Raw genomic sequence first — 18,018 nt, forward strand, 5'->3', positions numbered from 1 at the left:
CGATCTGGCACAACAACAAGACCGGCGCACCCGTCACCCGGTCCCTGATCGCCTACGACCACTGACGGGACTTCGGAACAACTCGTCTAGGGAACCGGTGCGTCGACGCCATGTCAAGCGCAGGCCGACCACACCCGCGGGCATCGCTGCGCCCATCGCCGCCAATCTCACCCGTACCCCGCAGACCGACCAGGTGCCGCGCGGTGAGCGACGGTCCTGCGAGAGGTTGAGACGATGCCGCACTCCACCCTGAACTAAACAGCTAAGTAGACAGAGGGTCCGGTCCATCAAAAAGACCCTTATGTCATGACAAAAATGAACCAGTTCTTGTTTGAGTTGCCGGCTTGAGATATTCAGATGGTGATAGAGAACTACCGATCATGACTTCTATTTGGATTACTGACTGGGGACCGGCAACACAGCGCAAAAGATGATCTGGCACCACCCAGACGTGAACCGGTTCTCACAAAGAAGCTCACGCATGATCGACACCCGATGGACCGCAGCAAGATTCAGGCCCATGCCAAGGGATCGCGCTCTTCGTTGATCAAGGCGCATTTTTGGTAAAGGCCAGAGCACCCCGCAAGGCTAGCTGTTTCATCTGTTGGAAAGTGCGCCTCCACCGCACGCCCTGTGTTCAACGCGATTGGCCGCCCCTTCGGCGGTGATCGACAGAACGACCTGCGATGGAGAGAACGTGAACATCTACCACCAGTACGACAGCGCCCTGTCCCCGCCTGCACCAGAGCCCTGCTCCATCGCCATGGTTCGCGCCGCCGCACGGATCGCGACATATCCGATCCTGGTCGTCGCCATGATCGCGGTCAGCGTGATCGCGCTCGCCTATCTTGCAATGTTTGAGCGTCTGATCCCGTACGAGCCCAACTGGCACCCGAGCCTACGTGAGTGGCGCTGGTACGGGATCTACTTCCTGCTTACCCTGCTCGGCGGCGGGCTGGCACAGCTGCCGATCATGGCTGTCGTCGGGGCGGTCGCCGCACCCCAGGGGTGGCTGCCGCTGTGGGTGGAGATGCCGTTCGCGCTGCTGCTCGGTTCGCTGGCCAGCTATGTGATGCACCGACTCGGGCACACCAACGCCTGGCTGTGGCGACTCCACGGAGTGCACCACGCGCCGGACAAGGTCAATGTCGGCAACAACGGCGTCAACCACATTTTCGACATCGTGCTCGCCCAGGGTGTGGTGCAGTTGACGCTCGCCTTCGCCGGTTTCCCCGAGCCGGCCGTCTTCGTCATCGGCCTGTTCGTCATCGTGCAGGGCTACTTCATCCACGCCAACATCGACGTACGCATCGGTTGGCTGAACTATGTCTTCACCAGTCCGGAGCAGCACCGTCTACATCACAGCACGGACCTCGCCGAGGCGGGAAATTTCGGCTCCGATCTGTCGATCTGGGATCAGCTCTTCGGCACCTTCACATGGCGTTCGGGTCGCCGCCCGGTAGCGATCGGGCTGCACAATCCGACATCGTTCCCACCGACCGGCGACGTCGTTGACAGCCTGTTGCACCCGTGGCGCGCCCGCGCCGGTGCCAGTGGACCACGCCGCTGACAACCGCGCGCGCACCTCCGCTCGTCCGTACCGCGACTCAGAAGGACTTGACAATGACGTATTCCCGCGCGGCCGGGGCGCAAGAGAAGAACCCGGCGAATGCCGGCGGATCGGAAAAGATCGCCATCATCGGCATCGGCTGCCGTATGCCCGGTGGCGCCTCGGACTACCGGACGTTCTGGCAGAACGTCGTCAACGGTCAGGATTGCATTACCGAAACGCCCTCGGACCGCTACGACGTCGCCACCCTCGCCAGCCAGGACAGGACCAAACCGGGGCGGTTGGTCGGTGGCCGGGGCGGCTACATCGACGGAGTGGCCGAATTCGACCCGGCCTTCTTCGGCATCAGCCCTCGGGAGGCCGAACACATGGATCCGCAGCAGCGCAAGCTGCTGGAGGTCAGCTGGGATGCACTGGAGGACGGCGGACAGAAGCCGACGGAGCTGGCCGGACGGGACGTCGGGGTGTTCATCGGCGCGTTCACCTTGGACTACAAGATCCTGCAGTTCGCGGACCTGAGCTTCGAGACCCTGGCGGCGCACACGGCGACCGGAACCATGATGACGATGGTGTCGAACCGCATCTCGTACTGCTTCGACTTCCGCGGCCCCAGCGTGTCGATCGACACCGCGTGTAGTTCCTCCCTGGTAGCCGTACACCTGGCCCGGCAGAGCCTGTTGCGCGGGGAGATCGACCTTGCGCTCGCCGGCGGGACACTGCTGCACCTGACCCCGCAGTACACCATCGCCGAGACGAAGGGCGGCTTCCTGTCCGCCGATGGCCGCTCGCGCCCCTTCGACGCGTCGGCCAACGGGTACGTCCGTGCCGAGGGCGTCGGGGCGGTCGCGCTGAAACGCCTGTCGGACGCGCTGGCGGACGGTGATCCGATCCACGCGGTGATCATCGGCAGTGGCGTCAACCAGGACGGCCGGACCAATGGCATCACCGTGCCGAACGCCGACGCTCAGGCCACCCTCATCCAGCGGGTGTGCGCCGAGGCCGGGATCGCCCCGGGCAGCCTGCAGTACGTAGAGGCGCACGGCACCTCCACCCCGGTCGGTGACCCCATCGAGGCCAAGGCGCTGGGCCGGGTGCTGGCGATCGGCCGCCGGCCCGGGGAAACCTGCTACATCGGGTCGGTGAAGACGAACATCGGGCACACCGAGGCCGCCGCCGGCGTCGCCGGCCTGATCAAGACCGCGATGTCCGTGAAGCACCGCACCATCGCCCCGCAGATCAACTTCGATCAGGTCAACCCCGAGATCGACCTGACGTCCCTGCCGTTCGAGATCCCTACCGCGCCCACGCCGTGGCCGCAGCACCAGGGGCCGGCCCGCGCCGGGGTCAACTCCTTCGGCTTCGGCGGCACCAATGCGCATGTGCTGCTGGAGGAGCCACCGCAACGGTCGGACGCGGTCACGCCCTCAGCCGGCCCACCGGCGTACACGATCCTTCCCCTGACCGCCCGCGACCCCGACGTGCTGCCGGCTCTCGCCGAGGGCATCCGCACGGAGTTGGCCGGGGCCGACGGACACGATGCCGTCACGCCGGCCGATCTCGGCTACACGCTGGCCCGCCGCCGCCAGCATCACGAACACCGTCTGTCGATTGTGTACTCGAATCAGGCTCCGGCGCACACGAACCGGGCCTCGCTGGACACGGCACTGGCCGCCTATCTGCGCGGCGATCCGCATCCGCACGTGTTCGTCGACCAGCGGCGTGACACGCACGAGCGCGCGTTGGTGTGGGTGTTCACCGGGATGGGGCCGCAGTGGTGGGCGATGGGTCGCCAACTGTACGCCGACGAGCCGGTGTACCGGGACGCGATCGACCGCTGCGACCGGGCGATCCGGCGGATCACCGGCTGGTCGTTGATCAACGAGCTGAACGCAGACGAGGTCGACTCGCGCATGGCCGAGACCTGGCTCGCGCAGCCGGCCAACTTCGCGGTCCAGGTCGGCCTGTCAGCTCTGTGGCGCAGCTACGGCGTACGGCCCGACGCGATCGTCGGACACAGCACCGGTGAGGTGGCGGCCTTCTACGAGGCCGGCGTCTACTCCCTCGAAGAGGCGGTCAGGATCGTCGTACACCGCAGTCGACTGCAGCAGAAGCTCGTCGGGACCGGCACCATGCTCGCGGTCGGGCTCACCGAAGCCGAGGCCGAACGCCGGATCCGACCGTACGGCGAACGGATCTCCGTGGCCGCGGTCAACAGCCCTGCAGCGGTGACCCTCGCCGGTGACGAGACCGCCCTCGCCGACCTCGCCGCCGACCTCACCGCGGAACAGACCTTCGCCAAGCTCGTCGCCGTACGCGTGCCGTACCACAGCGCAGCCATGGACATGATCAAGGACGAGCTGCTCGCCTCACTGCACGGCCTCGCCCCGCGCCCCGCCCGGGTGCCCGTCTACCTCACCGGACAGGACGGCGTGGCGCAGGGCCCCGAACTCGACGCCGGCTACTGGTGGCGCAACGTCCGCGACAGCGTACGGTTCCGTGGCGCGGTAGATCGGCTCATCGACGACGGGTACCGCCTCTTTCTCGAGATCGGCCCGCATCCGGTGCTCGGCCACTCCATTCAGGAATGCCTCGCCAGCAGGGATGCGCCGGGCCGTACCCTGCCGTCGATCCGGCGGGGGGAAGACGAACCGCAGCGCATGGTCATGACCCTCGCCGCCCTGCACAACCTCGGTGTGGAGATCGCCTGGGACGTCCTGCACCCGGACGGGGCGCCGGTGCCGCTCCCCCGGTACCCGTTCCGCCGCGACCGCTACTGGGTGGAGCCGCGATCGGTCGCGCAGGTCCGGCTCGGACAGCGGGACCACCCGCTGCTCGGCCGGCGGTTGTCCAACGCCGAGCCCACCTGGGAGGTGAAGCTCGACACCGAGGACATGCCGTACCTGGACGACCACCGGATCCAGGGAAACGCCGTGTTCCCGGCCGCCGGCTACCTCGAAATGGTGGCGCAGGCGGTCAACGCGCTCACCGACGGCGGCACGGCGACCCTGGCCGGCATCGAACTGCGCAAGGCCCTGTTCCTGTCCGCCGGTGAGTCCCGGACCGTACAGCTGTCGGTGACCGCCGAATCCGGCGAATTCACCGTGGCTTCGATCACCGGCGACACCGCCGACCACCTTGTGCACGCCAGCGGGATCCTGCTCGCCGGCCAACCCGGCCGGCGCGTTCCCCGGTTGGCCGCCGATGCGGTACGGCAGCGCCTGGCGCACCACCTCGACGGCGTGCGGTGCTACGCGGACCTCGCCGCCCTCGGCTACCACTACGGCCCGGCCTTCCAGGGCATCGAACAGGTGTGGATCGGCCCGGACGAGGCACTGGCCCGGATCCGGCTGCCGGCCGTACTCGACGGCTCCGCCGGCGGCTACCACGTCCACCCGGTGCTGCTCGACGCCTGCTTCCAGACCCTGCTGACCCCGCAGCTGCTCGACGCCGCAGGCCCGGACGAGGAACACACCGGCATCCGGCTGCCGTTGTCGATCGCGGAGGTACGCCTCGACCAGGTCGGCGATCAGGCGCTGTGGGCGCACGCGACGATCGTGCGGCGCGACGCCGACGGATTGTTCGGCGACATCGCGGTCTACGCCGACGACGGCACCCCGGTAGGCCGCATCGAGGGCTTCCGCGCCTCAGACGTGGAAGGGACCACCGCCGCTGTCGGTGTCGGCACGATCGACAGCTGGCTCGCCGAACTCCAGTGGGTCCAGCGGGAGCCCCTGACCGACCCTGAGGCGCAACCCTCGGTTGCCGATCGGGCCGGTGACCGGTGGCTGGTCTTCGCCGATCGCGACGGCCTGGCCGAGGAGCTGGCCGATCTGGTCGCGGGCCGCGGCGGTCACTGCCACCTGGTACGGCCCGGACCTGGCTACCATCTCGGCCGCGACGGTGCGGGCTCGACGGTGCGACCGGGCCGCACCGACGAACTGCACCGCCTCCTCACCGATCTGCGCGCGGCCAACGTCGGACCGTTCCACAACGTGGTGCACCTGTGGGGCCTGGACCTGCCGCCGCTTGACCGCACCGCCATCGACGACTTCGCCGAGCACACCAGTCTCGGCGTCTATTCCCTGGTCGCGCTCGCCCAGGCCCTGCTCGCCCAGGGAACCGACGGTCGGCTGCACGTCGTCGCCAGAGGCACCCAGGCGGTGCAGGCAGCGGATCCGGTGGCGCCGATGGGCGCGCCCGCCTGGGGCGTCTGCCGGGTGCTACGCCACCAGGAGTTGCTCAACCACCCGGGCAAGCTGATCGACCTCGACCCGGCCGGCGGCCGGGACCGGGCCGCCCGGCGGGCGGAGGCGGCGGCCCTGCTACGGGAGCTGGCCGTCGACGACGAGGACGAGATCGCCCTGCGCGGCGACCGCCGGTACACCAGCCGGCTACGGCCGGCCGACGAGCTGACCCGCCCGCTGCCGCTGCGCCTACGCGCCGACGGCGCCTACCTGGTGACCGGGGCGTTCGGCGCACTGGGCCGGCTACTGTGCCGCACCCTCGTACGCCGGGGTGCCCGCCGGCTCATCCTCGTCGGGCGCAGCCCGGTTCCGCCCCGGCAGCGGTGGGGCGAGCCTGGCTGGGACGGCGCGGTCCGCGACCGGATCGGCTTCCTGATGGAGCTGGAGACGCTCGGCTGCCAACCGATCCTGGCCCGGCTCGACGTCACCGACGAAGCCGCGCTGGCCGGCTGGCTGGCCGGTCACCGCGCCAGTCAGGCACCGCCGATCCGCGGCGTGTTCCACCTCGCCGGCCAGGTCCGCGACACGCTGCTCCCCGAGATGGACCGGGCGGCGTTCGACACCGCGTACGCGCCGAAGGTGCTCGGCGCCTACCTGCTGCACCGTCACCTGAACGACGAACCGCTGGAGCACTTCGTGCTGTTCGCCTCGATCGCCTCGCTGCTCACCACCGCCGGGCAGAGCAACTACGCGGCCGGCAACGCCTTCCTGGACGCGCTGGCGCAGCATCGTCGCGCCACCGGGCTGCCGGCGCTGAGCCTGGACTGGGGGCCGTGGGCCACCGGAATGATCGAGGAACTCGGCCTGGTCCACCACTACCGGCACAGCCGCGGCATGAGCTCGCTGTCGCCGGCTGCCGGCATGGCGGTGCTCGAACGGGTGATCGGGCAGGACCGGGCGCAGCTGCTGGTGGCCACCATCGTGGACTGGCCGACCTTCCTTTCCTGGTACACCTCCGAACCGCCGCTGGTGGCCGACCTCGCGGCGACGGCGGCGCAGCCGCCGGACGCGGGCGGCGACAGCTTCCTGGACGTGTTCCGCGACGCGGACGGTGACCAGCGGCGCCAGCTGCTCGGCGAGCGGTTCATCGCGGTGGTGGCGGCCGTGCTCAGGATTCCCCCGGAACGGGTGGACCCGGCGTCCAGCGTGGCCGCGCTGGGACTGGACTCGCTACTCGCCATGGAGCTGCGCGCCCGTATCGCGGCCGAGATCCACGTCGCCCTGCCGGTGGTGGCGCTGCTCAGCGGCGCACCGGTCGCCGACCTTGTCGAGCAGGCGCACGAGGGGCTCGTCGACCTGCTCGCCTCGGACACCGCCACCGGCGGTGCCGACGTCGAGGTGTACACCGACGAGCAGTGCTATCCGTTGACCCAGAACCAGAAGGCACTGTGGTTCCTCAAGCAGCTCAACCCCGACGGCTACGCCTACAACATCGGCGGTGCGGTCGAAGTGCGGGTCGAACTGGACCCGGAGCTGATGTTCGAGGCCGTTCGAGCCCTCATCGCGCGCCATCCCAGCCTGCGGGCGAACTTCCTGCTCGAACAGGGCCGGTCGGACCTGGGCCGGCGGGCCGGCCACCGCCAGCCGATGCAACGGATCCACCCGCAGGTCAGGGCGGATGTCGCCCTGTTCGACGTGCGCGACCAGGCGTGGACCGACGTCTACCAGATGATCATCCAGGAGTACCGCCGCCCGTACGACCTCGAACGCGACCCGCTGGTGCGCTTCCGGCTCTTCCGGCTCAGCCCACAGCGATGGGTCATCATGAAGGCCGTCCACCACATCATCTCGGACGCCATCTCCACCTTCACCTTCATCGAAGAACTACTCGCCGTCTACGAAGGGCTGCGCCGGGGCGAACCCGCGCAGCTACCGCCGGCGTCCGCCCGCTACCTGGACTTCCTCAACTGGCAGAACAGGTTTCTCGGCAGCCCGCAGGCGCGCAGATCGCTGGATTACTGGCGTTCGCACCTACCCGCCGAGGTGCCGATCCTGAACCTGCCGACCGACAGGCCACGTCCGGCGGTGCAGACCAACAACGGAGCTTCGGAGTTCTTCACGCTGGATCCGGACCTCACCGCACGGGTGCACGCGACGGCCCGCGACCACAACGCGACCGTGTTCATGGTGCTGCTGTGCGCCTACTTTGTTCTGCTGCACCGCTACTCCGGGCAGGACGACGTCATCGTGGGCAGCCCGGTGACCGGGCGTACCGAGGAGGAGTTCGCCTCGACCTACGGATACTTCGTCAACCCGCTGCCGCTACACGCTGACCTGTCCGGCGATCCGTCGATCGCCGACCTGCTGAACCAGGTACGCACGACGGTGCTCAACGGGCTGGACAACCAGGACTACCCGTTCGTGCTGTTGGTGGAACAGCTGGGCCTGCAACACGATCCCAGCCGGTCGGCGGTCTTCCAGACGATGTTCATCCTGCTCACCCACAAGGTGGCGACGGAGAAGTACGGCTACCGGCTGGAATACATCGAACTTCCGGAGGAGGAAGGACAGTTCGACCTGACCCTGTCGGTCTACGAGGACGAGGCCGACCACCAGTTCCACTGCGTGCTCAAGTACAACACCGACCTTTTCCTGCCCGAGACCGTACGGCGGATCGCACGGCACTACGTCCAGCTGCTCGACACGATGAGCCGGTCGGCGCCCGAGCAGCCGGTCCGCCAGCTGGAACTGCTCGGCGCGGACGAACGCGAACGTCTCCTCGACGACTGGAGTGGCGCACGGCAGCAGGTCGCGCACGACGTCCCGGTCCACGAGCTGATGGCCAGGGTCGCCGCGCAGCGGCCGGACGCCGTCGCCGTCGTGGCGCCGGCAGGTCCCAGCGGCGCGGCGGGCGGATCCGCCGACACCCGCCGGCTGGACTACGCCACCCTGGAACGGCGGTCGCGGCAACTCGCGCACCAGCTGCGCCGTCTCGGCGTACGGGACGGCGCGGTGGTCGCCCTCTGCCTGGACAAGTCTCCCGAGCTGATCACCGCGGTGCTCGCGGTGCTCCGGGCCGGCGGTGCCTATCTGCCGCTCGACGCCGGCTACCCGGCTGAACGGCTGGCGTACATGCTGCGCAACGCCGGGGCCACCCTGGTGCTCGCCGACGGCGCGGCCCGCGCCGGCATCAACGGCATGCTCGGGGTTTCCGGCCGGGTGCTGGACCTGCACTCGCTGCTGCAGGCGGCCGGGGACGAGCCCGACGCCGCCCTCGACGTGCACGTCGGCCTGGACGAACCGGCCTACGTCATATACACCTCCGGTTCGACCGGTCTACCGAAGGCCGTCCAGGTCACCCACCGCAATCTGGCTGCGGTGTACGGCGGTTGGCGACAGGAGTACCACCTCGACGAGGTGCGGGTGCACCTGCAGATGGCCAGTTTCGCGTTCGACGTGTTCGCCGGCGATCTCGTCCGCGCGCTCTGCTCCGGCGGCACCCTGGTCCTGGTCGACCGCGATCTGTTGTTCAACACCGACCGGCTGTACCGCACGATGGTCAGCGAACGCGTCGACTGCGGCGAGTTCGTCCCCGCCGTCGCCCGCGGGCTGCTCACCTACTGTGAACGTGAGGGACGCCGGCTGGAGTTCATGCGCCTGCTGATCGTCGGCTCCGACATCTGGACCGTCGAGGAGTACCAGCGGCTGCGCGCGCTCGGCGGCCCGCACACCCGGGTGGTCAACTCGTACGGCCTGAGCGAAGCAACCATCGACAGCACCTATTTCGAGGGCCCGCTGGACACCCTCGATCCCGGCCACGTCGTGCCGATCGGACGGCCGTTCCCGAACAGCGCCGTCTACCTGCTCGACGAGCAGGGCGGGCTGGTGCCGCCCGGCGTACCCGGCGAGTTGTGGGTCGGTGGCCACGGCGTGGCGACCGGCTATGTCGGCGACGCCGAGCAGACCGCGCAGCGCTTCGTCACCCGGACGTTGAGCCGTCTGCCGGGTGCCCTGCCGGTGCGGCTCTACCGCACCGGAGACCTCGCCCGCTGGGCGGCCGACGGCGTCCTGCACCTGTTGGGCCGGGCGGACACACAGGTCAAGGTACGCGGTCATCGAGTCGAGACCGGTGAGGTCGAGTCCCTGCTGAAGGCGTTGCCCGCCGTGGCGGAGGCGGTGGTCGTGGTCCGCCCGGACGCCAGCGGCGAAGCCGTCCTCTGCGCGTACTACGTGCCGGCCGACGGTGCGGTGCTCGACCGGCGGGAACTGCGCAGCCACCTCGCCGGCCAGCTGCCCACGTTCATGATCCCGGCGCACCTCGGCCAGCTGTCGGCGCTGCCGCTGACCCCCAACGGCAAGGTCGACGTGGCGGCGCTCCCACCGCCCGGTCCGGATCCCGAACAGGGGCGGTACCACCCGCCGGTGACGCTGTACGAGACCCGGATGGCCGAGCACTGGCGGGCGCTGCTCAACATCGACGAGATCGGACTGCGGCAGGACTTCTTCGAGGTGGGGGGAAGCTCGATCAAGCTCGTCGAGCTGATCTACAGCCTGCAGACCGAGTTCAACATAGAGATCCCGGTCAGCCGCCTCTTCCAGATCACCACCCTGCACGGCATGGCGACAACGGTGGAGCACATCGTCACCGGGCGGCTCAGCGGCGGGCAGCCGTATCTGACGTTCAACCCGGCGGACCGTCCCGCGCTGTTCTGCTTCCCACCTGCCGGCGGGCACGGGCTGATCTACCGGCAGTTCGTCATGCATCTGCCCGAGTACCACACCGTGGGGTTCAACCACATTCCCGGCGACGACAAGGTCGTCCGGTATGCGGACCTGGTCGACGAGCTACAGCCGGACGGCGGCTGCCGGCTGCTCGGTTATTCGCTCGGCGGCAACCTCGCCTTCGAGGTGGCGAAGGAGCTCGAACGCCGGGGTCGGACGGTGCGACACGTGGTCATCGTCGACTCGTACCGCATCGGCGCGGAGTTCGAGTTCGGCCCGGAACAGTTCGCGGCGTTCGAGCGGGAACTCGCCGAGCACCTGCGCCGGCACACCGGTTCGGAGATCGTCGCCCAGGAGACCCGGGAACAGGCCCGCGAATACATCGAGTTCTGCGCCCGTACCCCGAACCTGGGGTCCGTCGCGGCACCGGTGACGGTGATCAGCGACCAGGACCGGATGGAGTTCTACGCGGCAGGTACGCGCGGCAGCTGGGCTGGCGCGTCACGCAGCCACGACGGCCTGCTCGCCGGGTTCGGCACCCACGCCGAGATGTTCGACCAGGAATACGCCTCCCGCAACGCCGGCCTGGTCCGTGACGTCCTGGCGGGCTCCGGTGCCGAACCCGGCACCGGTTCCGGCACCGGTTCCGGCACCGATTCCGCCGCCGGAGAACGTCCCGCGCCCGCCATGAACCCCGACCCGTCGCTCGCCCCAGTGGACTGACCATCGAGGAGGCACCGACCATGCCAGAGTCGAAACCCGCCCGGGAAACGATGATCATCATCGGTGGTGGCCTAGGTGGTCTCGCCACCGGCTGCTACGCGCAGATGAACGGCTACCGCACCCACACGTTCGAGATGCACGAGTTGCCGGGCGGCTGCTGCACCGCCTGGGACCAGGGTGAGTTCACCTTCGACTGGTGCGTGAGCTGGCTGCTCGGCAGCGGGCCCGGCAACGACATGCACCAGATCTGGCTCGAACTCGGCGCGCTGCAGGGCAAGGAGATGCGCGACTTCGAGACGTTCAACATCGTCCGTGGCCGGGACGGGCGGACCGTCTACTTCTACTCCGACCCTGACCGGTTGCAGGAGCACCTGCTGTGGCACTCGCCCGCCGACGCGCGGCTCATCCGCGACTTCTGCGCCGGGATACGCACCTTCAAGAAGCTGCTCAACGCCTATCCGTTCCTCAAGCCGGTCGGCCTGATGCGGCCGTGGGAACGGTGGCGGATGCTCGCCGCCTTCCTGCCGCACTTCAACACCATCCGCAGGTCGATCACCACGCTGATGACCGACTACTCCGCCAAATTCAAAGATCCGCTGCTGCGGGAGGCGTTCAACTTCATCCTGTACGAGCGACATGCGAGCTTTCCGGTGCTGCCCTTCTACTTTCAACTCGCGGCGCACGCCGGGCGCACCGCCGGCGTGCCGGAGGGGGGTTCGCTCGGGCTGGCCCGCTCGATCGAGCAGCGCTACCTGCGGCTCGGCGGCAAGATCACGTACAACGCGAAGGTCGACGAGGTGCTGGTCGAGAACGACCGGGCGGTCGGGGTCCGACTCAGCGACGGACGTGAGCACCGCGCCGACATCGTCGTCGCCACCTGCGACGGGCACACGACGGTCACCAAGCTGCTGAACGGCCGCTACCTCAACGAGACCTACCGTCGCCTGTACACCGAGACCATCGACGAGCCAGGCCAGATCTACCCCGGGTACGTCAGCGCGTTCTTCGGCCTCGACCGGCCGTATCCGGACGCAGACCCGTGCACCACTCACCTGCTGTCGCCCGAGGAGGCGACGGACCTGGTCGGCATCGGCGAGCACCCCAGCGTCAACGTACAGTTCCGCAGCCGGCACTATCCCGAGCTCTCCCCGGCGGAGACCTCGGTCGTGTTCGTCACCTTCTTCTCCGACACCGGCGCCTGGCGGCAGCTGGTGGCGGGACCGGAGCAGGCGAGCCGGGTCCGCAAGGGCGAACTGCTGCACACCCTGCGGGTGCGCCGTGGCCGCACCTACTACGCCGCGAAGCGACAGGTGCGCACCGCCCTGCTCGGCCTGCTGGACCAGCGTTACCCCGGGCTCGCAGACACGGTCGTGGCGCACGACATCGCGACACCGCTGACGCAGATCCGCTACACCGCCAACCATGACGGCTCGATCGCCGGCTGGCAACCGTTCGTCGACGGCGGCGAAACGATGGAAAAGGAGCTGGAAAAGCACGGCCCGGTGCTCCCCGGGCTGGCCAATTTCTACCTGGCCGGGGTCTGGACCACGATCGGCGGGCTCATCCGGGCCGCTGCCAGCGGCCGTCATGTCGTGCAGTTCATCTGCCGCGACGACGGTCGGCCCTTCACCGCCGACATCGACGACACGGCGCCGCCGCCCACGCAGGTGACGGTGCCCGTGCCGGCCACACCCTCGCTGGCCTCCCCGGCCGAGGGACACCCGTCCGTTCTCACCCGGCAAGGAGCCTGACTTGAAGATCGCAAAGTGGGTCGTACGCGAGCACGTCGACGGCGTCCCCGACACCGACCGGATCTACGAGAAGGTGACCGAGGAGGCACCGGTAGCGCTCGGTGACGACGAGATGCTGTTTCAGACGCGGTACGTCTCGGTCGATCCGTACCTGCACGGGCTCGCCCTGGAAACGCCGGTCGGGCAGCACATGATCGCCGACTCGATCATGGAGGTGGTCGAGGCCGGACCGGACGCCCGCTTCCAGGTGGGAGACCTGGTCCAGGGCTATGGCGGTTGGCGTAGCCACGTCGTCGGCACCGGCGGCGAGGTGCTGTGGCAGGGGGAGACGTTCCCGATGGTCTTTCCCGCCTACCGCAAGCTGAATCCGCAGCACTACGACGACGTGCTGCCGGTGACGACGGCGCTGGGAATCATGGGAGGGCCGGGCATCACCGCGTGGGGCACGCTGACGCATTTCCTGACGGTGCGCCCTGGTGACACGCTGGTGATCAGCGGTGCCTCGGGGGCCATCGGGACGCTGGTCGGGCAGCTCGCCAAGCGGGCCGGTGCGCGGCTGGTGGGGACTACCGCGTCCGCGGAGAAGGTCCCGTTCCTCACCGAACTCGGCTTCGACGCCGTCGTCGAGTACCGACACGGTGACGAGCCGGGCCGGGTACGGGAGGCGCTGGTCAAAGCCGCCCCGGACGGCGTCGACAGATACTTCGACAATCTCGGTGGCACGGTCACCGACATGGTCTTCACGATGCTGAACGTGCACAGCCGGGTCGCGGTCTGCTGGCAGTGGGCCACCCAGGTGGGCCGCGAACAGACCGGGCTACGTCTCCTGCCGATGATCATGTACCCCCGTGCGACCATCCGGGGCATCTTCGCGCACGAGTGGTTCACCGAGGAGAACCTGTCGAAGATGCGCGACGAACTCGGCGGCATGGTCCGTCGCGGGGAACTGACCTACCAGCAGACCGTCCACCACGGATTCGACGAGATTCCGAACGCGTACCACAGCCTCTACCACAACCGGGGCGGTAACCGGGGCAAGGTCCTGGTCGCCGTGTAGCTTGCAGGGAGCCGCCAGGTGCCCTCAACCTGATCGCCGGTAGGCGTTCGTGGGGTTTCCGGGGGGGGCGATTCAAAATTCCATCGATGAAAACGAGGCCCTGACCAGCGAACTTGCCGGTCAGGGCCTCTCCTGGAGCCGCCTGACGGAATCGAACCGTCGACCTACGCATTACGAGTGCGTCGCTCTGCCGACTGAGCTAAGGCGGCAACGATCAACCAGTGTACGGCACCGGGCGGCGATCACGCCGGGCGGCCGAGAGGCACCGACGGGACGGCCTGGGCCGACCACGGGTGACAGGCGTCGATGACCGACAGTAGGCTCCGGACGTGTGACGGACGAACCGAGCACGCCTGCCCCAGCCGCCGACCCGGCCGGCCCCGGCCCAGCCGGCCCCGGGCCAGCCGGCCCCGGGCCGGTCGATCCGGCCCCACCCGCCGCCGAGCATCACCGGCCCCGGTCGCTGGACCCGAGGGAGCTCGGCTTCACCCCCCGGCCCCCGGTGCCCTGGCTGGCCCCGATGCTGCTGCTCAGCACCGGCCTGCGCACCCTGCTGGCGACGCTGTTCGGCGCCTACCTCGACAAGCGGGAACTGCAGGGCGCGCTCCCCGGCGACGTGCACCACCACGACGCCGTCGACGGGGAGCTGTGGATCGACTACGTGGCCGACCTCGGTGACGGCTTCCCGGCGACCTACTCGCTGGCGTACCTGCTGGCGCAGCCGGAGCTGGACGTCGACGGCGCCGGCCGGCTGCGCCGCGGCGACCTGCTGGTGATGGGCGGCGACCAGGTCTACCCGGCGGCCAGCGGCGAGGCGTACGAGGACCGGAGCAAGGGGCCGTACCAGGCGGCCTTCCCGAAGCCGCCGGTCGGGCAGCCGCGACCCACGCTGTACGCCATCCCCGGCAACCACGACTGGTACGACGGGCTCACCGCGTTCCTGCGGCTGTTCGCCCGTCGGCGCGACGCCACCATCGGCGGCTGGCGGACCGAGCAGAAACGGTCGTACTTCGCCACCCGGCTGCCGAACGACTGGTGGCTGTTCGCCATCGACGAGCAGTTCGGCGCGTACCTGGACGACCCGCAGCTGATCTACTTCGAGAAGGCGGCCGAGCAGCTCAAGCCGGGTGACCGGGTGATCCTGGCCGTGCCGGAACCGACCTGGGTCAAGGCGGTCGGCGACCCGCAGGCCTACGACGCGGTCGACTACTTCCTGCGTACGGTGATCGAGCCGACCGGTGCCCGGGTGCCGCTGACGATCTCCGGCGACCAGCACCACTACGCCCGCTACGCCAACCCGGACCGGCAGCTGATCACCTGCGGGGGCGGCGGCGCCTACCTGTCGGCGACACACAAGCTGCCCGAGCGGATCACCGTACCGCCGGTCGACACCCTTGCCCGCAACGCCAGCCCGCAACGCGACTACGAGCTGGCCGGCCGCTACCCGGACGCGGCCCGGTCCCGCCGCTACAGCTGGGGGATCTTCCACCGGCTGCCGCGCCGCAACCCGGGCTTCGCCACCCTGCTGGGCACCCTGCAGACGCTGCTGATGCTGGCCGTCGCCGGGGTCATCGTCTCCTGGGCCGACCCCGACAACCAGCGGCTGTTCAGCATCCCGCTGGTCGCGATGGTGGTGCTGACCCTCGCCGCGTCGGTGCTCTTCGCCAAGCCGCCGAGCGCCAGCGGCGCCCGACATTCCCGGCACTGGCTGCTCGGGCTCGGGCACGGTGTCGCGCACATCGCGCTGGCCTGGGTCGGTGCGCTGATCTGGCTGGAGCTACCGTTCGTCGACTGGCCCTGGCCATTGCCGGTGGTCGCCGCCGCAGTCGTCTACGGCCCGGTCGCCGGGCTGGTCGCCAGCCAGTTGACCGCCGGCTACCTGGTGCTGGCCGGTGCGTTCGACGTCAACCTCAACGAGCTGTTCGCCGGGCAGGGCATCGAGGACTCGAAGTGCTTCATCCGGATGCGGATCGCCGCCGACGGGTCGCTGACCCTCTACCCGGTGGCCGTCGACCGGGTGTGTCGGCGCTGGCGGGCCGACCCGCAGGCCCCCGCGCACGCCCCGTGGATCGTGCCGGAGCAGCCGCTGGCCACCCGACTGGCCGAGGAACCGATCACCATCCGCTGAACCGACGACGTCCGGTGCGCCGCGAGGTCAGCCGTACGCCTGGTCGTGGGCGCGGCGCGGACCGCAGACGTCGGCCAGGGCGCACCGTTTCACCGCCCCGTCGGCAATCTGCCGTACGGTGACCGACTCGCTCGGCGGATGCCGCGACACCACCTTGGCCGGCCCGTCCGGGGTCTCGACGCGCTGGCCCGAGGTGGGGTAACTGCTGCTGTCCGCGTACAGCGGATGTTCGTACTTGAGGCAGCACATCAGCCGGCCGCAGGCGCCGGAGATGCGCAGCGGGTTGAGCGGCAGATCCTGGTCCTTGGCCATCCGGATGGTCACCGGCTCGAAATCGGTGAGGAAGGTGGCGCAGCACAGGTCCCGGCCGCAGGAGCCGATCCCGCCCTGCACCCGGGCCGAGTCGCGGGCCGACAGCTGCCGCAGCTCCACCCGGCAGTGCAGGGTCGCACCGAGGTCACGCACCAGCGACCGGAAGTCGACCCGGTGCGGTGCGGTGAAGTAGATGGTGGCCCGGGCGCTGTTCAGCGACCCCGGCTCCAGCACGTGGTCGACGGCGACCACCTTCATCGGCAGCCCGTGCTCGCGGATCAGCCGCTTCGCCGCGACCTTCGCCTCCGCCTTGCGTTTGCGTTGCACCTCGTCGCGGTGCAGGTCCTGCTCGGTGGCCAGGCCGGCCAGCCGGGGAAAGCCGTCGGTGGGATCGTCGACCCACTGCGGGGCCCAGACGCACTCGGCGACCTCGGCGCCGTCGTCGGTGGGCACCAGCACCTTGTCGCCGACCGCCGGCCGCAGATCACCGGGGTCGAGGTAGAAGAGGCGCCCGTACCGGTTGAAGCTGACCGCGCAGAGCATCCCCATGGCCCTACCCTACGTCGACCTTCCGGCATCGTGAAGGCAGCGGCGCCGTTGCCTGTTCCGGGTCAGTAGCGCAGCCGGATCGTCCCGTCTGATCTGGCACCCGGGCCGGCGACATCGGCAGGCCGGGACCCGCCGGCCGGCGTTAACCGGGGCCGCCACCGCTCCAGCAGGTCCTCGCCCCGCTCGGTGATCTCCAGGATCGCGGTCAGCACCGCCGCCGCGATCGTCGCGGCGGCGTCGGCCGCCACCGACCCTGATGGTCCGACCTGCCCAACCGCGGACCACCCTGGACCGGCGTCGGCGGCGGTCCGTACGGTGACCGCCTCGGCCGAGCCCAGCGCCTCGGCCAGCACTGCGGCCAGCCCGGTCCGGCTCAGCGCCGCCCAGCCGGCGACCGCCTCGGCGTACCCGGCGGTGGCCGTCAACCGCCCGGCCAGGCTGTCCGGGTCGGCAGCGCCACCGCCATCACCACCGCCGGTCAGCCGGGTGGCGAGGGTACGGCGTGCCGCGTCGTACGCCTGGGCCGCCGGTCCGGACCAGTCGAGCCGGCCGGCCAGCACGTCGACCGCTTCGGCGTACCCGTCCAGTTGCGGGCGGAGCGCGGCGCCGGCGGCGGCCAGCGGCTCCGGGCGCACCGCGACGAACGCGGCCACCGCGTCACCGGGCAACGCCCGTACCTGGCGCAGCAGCGGCCAGACCGGATGCCCCGGCGGCGCGCCGTTGCCGACGAGCAGCGCGTCCACCCTGGCCAGCAGCTCCCGGGCCGGCCCGGCGACCCGGTCCAGCACGTCCATCAGGTGCCCTCCGTCGGCTGCCGACGGCGGGACGTCACGTCAACGTCCCGGTACGCGCCGACCACGGACCGCAACCCGGCTGCGGTGTCAGCGAGCCGCCGGCCGGCGTCGTCCGCTTCAGCCGCCCGCTGCGCCACCGCGTCCCGCCACTGCCGGCCCAGCGCGGCGGTGAGCGAGCCCAACCGGCCGGCCGACGCCGCCTGCGGCCCGCCGTCGGCGGTGCCGGCC

At 69.7% G+C, this 18,018-nt stretch carries 8 protein-coding genes and 1 tRNA gene; 5 read left to right on the plus strand and 4 right to left on the minus strand.

Translation table 11 applies throughout. The features are described from left to right. The first annotated feature begins 697 nt into the window (after window positions 1–697). From ACXAHD_RS25400 to ACXAHD_RS25415, 4 genes are read left to right on the plus strand one after another with little or no spacing between them, the layout of a single operon-like run. Window positions 698–1,570, plus strand: coding sequence for a sterol desaturase family protein (locus ACXAHD_RS25400; protein WP_475053692.1), 873 nt, complete (start codon window positions 698–700; stop codon window positions 1,568–1,570). Window positions 1,571–1,623: 53 nt separating this feature from the next. After that, window positions 1,624–11,199: a non-ribosomal peptide synthetase/type I polyketide synthase gene (locus ACXAHD_RS25405; protein ID WP_289211484.1), complete on the plus strand. Its 9,576-nt coding sequence runs from the start codon at window positions 1,624–1,626 to the stop codon at window positions 11,197–11,199. A gap of 20 nt (window positions 11,200–11,219) precedes the next feature. Beyond that, on the plus strand, window positions 11,220–12,950 hold the full coding sequence (locus tag ACXAHD_RS25410) for a phytoene desaturase family protein (RefSeq protein ID WP_289211485.1): 1,731 nt from the start codon (window positions 11,220–11,222) through the stop codon (window positions 12,948–12,950). A gap of 1 nt (window position 12,951) precedes the next feature. After that, window positions 12,952–14,007, plus strand: a complete 1,056-nt coding sequence (locus ACXAHD_RS25415; RefSeq protein ID WP_289211486.1) for an MDR family NADP-dependent oxidoreductase — start codon at window positions 12,952–12,954, stop codon at window positions 14,005–14,007. 133 nt (window positions 14,008–14,140) lie between these two features. On the opposite strand, the gene ACXAHD_RS25420 is transcribed toward ACXAHD_RS25415, so the two are convergent. Continuing rightward, a tRNA-Thr gene (locus tag ACXAHD_RS25420) sits at window positions 14,141–14,216 on the minus strand. 122 nt (window positions 14,217–14,338) lie between these two features. Here ACXAHD_RS25420 and ACXAHD_RS25425 point away from each other — a divergent pair. Further along, window positions 14,339–16,135: a metallophosphoesterase gene (locus ACXAHD_RS25425; protein ID WP_281552056.1), complete on the plus strand. Its 1,797-nt coding sequence runs from the start codon at window positions 14,339–14,341 to the stop codon at window positions 16,133–16,135. A gap of 27 nt (window positions 16,136–16,162) precedes the next feature. Here ACXAHD_RS25425 and ACXAHD_RS25430 read toward each other — a convergent pair whose 3' ends face one another. The 3 genes from ACXAHD_RS25430 to ACXAHD_RS25440 form a co-directional block, all read right to left on the minus strand. Then, window positions 16,163–16,996, minus strand: a complete 834-nt coding sequence (locus ACXAHD_RS25430) for a PSP1 domain-containing protein (protein ID WP_281552057.1) — start codon at window positions 16,994–16,996, stop codon at window positions 16,163–16,165. Window positions 16,997–17,058: 62 nt separating this feature from the next. Beyond that, window positions 17,059–17,790 (minus strand): hypothetical protein, encoded by a 732-nt coding sequence (locus tag ACXAHD_RS25435; protein WP_475053698.1) that lies wholly within the window; start codon window positions 17,788–17,790, stop codon window positions 17,059–17,061. After that, window positions 17,790–18,018 (minus strand): hypothetical protein (locus tag ACXAHD_RS25440; RefSeq protein WP_475053700.1); only part of this gene is annotated, 229 nt, incomplete at its 5' end. The genes ACXAHD_RS25435 and ACXAHD_RS25440, both read right to left, overlap by 1 nt.

The organism is Micromonospora sp. ABR4_055 (assembly GCF_056160425.1).

Coding starts and splice junctions, on each gene's coding strand:
- ACXAHD_RS25405 (WP_289211484.1), top strand. CDS start 1,624: ATGACGTATTCCCGCGCGGCCGGGGCGCAAGAGAAGAACCCGGCGAAT.
- ACXAHD_RS25410 (WP_289211485.1), top strand. CDS start 11,220: ATGCCAGAGTCGAAACCCGCCCGGGAAACGATGATCATCATCGGTGGT.
- ACXAHD_RS25430 (WP_281552057.1), bottom strand. CDS start 16,996: ATGGGGATGCTCTGCGCGGTCAGCTTCAACCGGTACGGGCGCCTCTTC.
- ACXAHD_RS25435 (WP_475053698.1), bottom strand. CDS start 17,790: ATGGACGTGCTGGACCGGGTCGCCGGGCCGGCCCGGGAGCTGCTGGCC.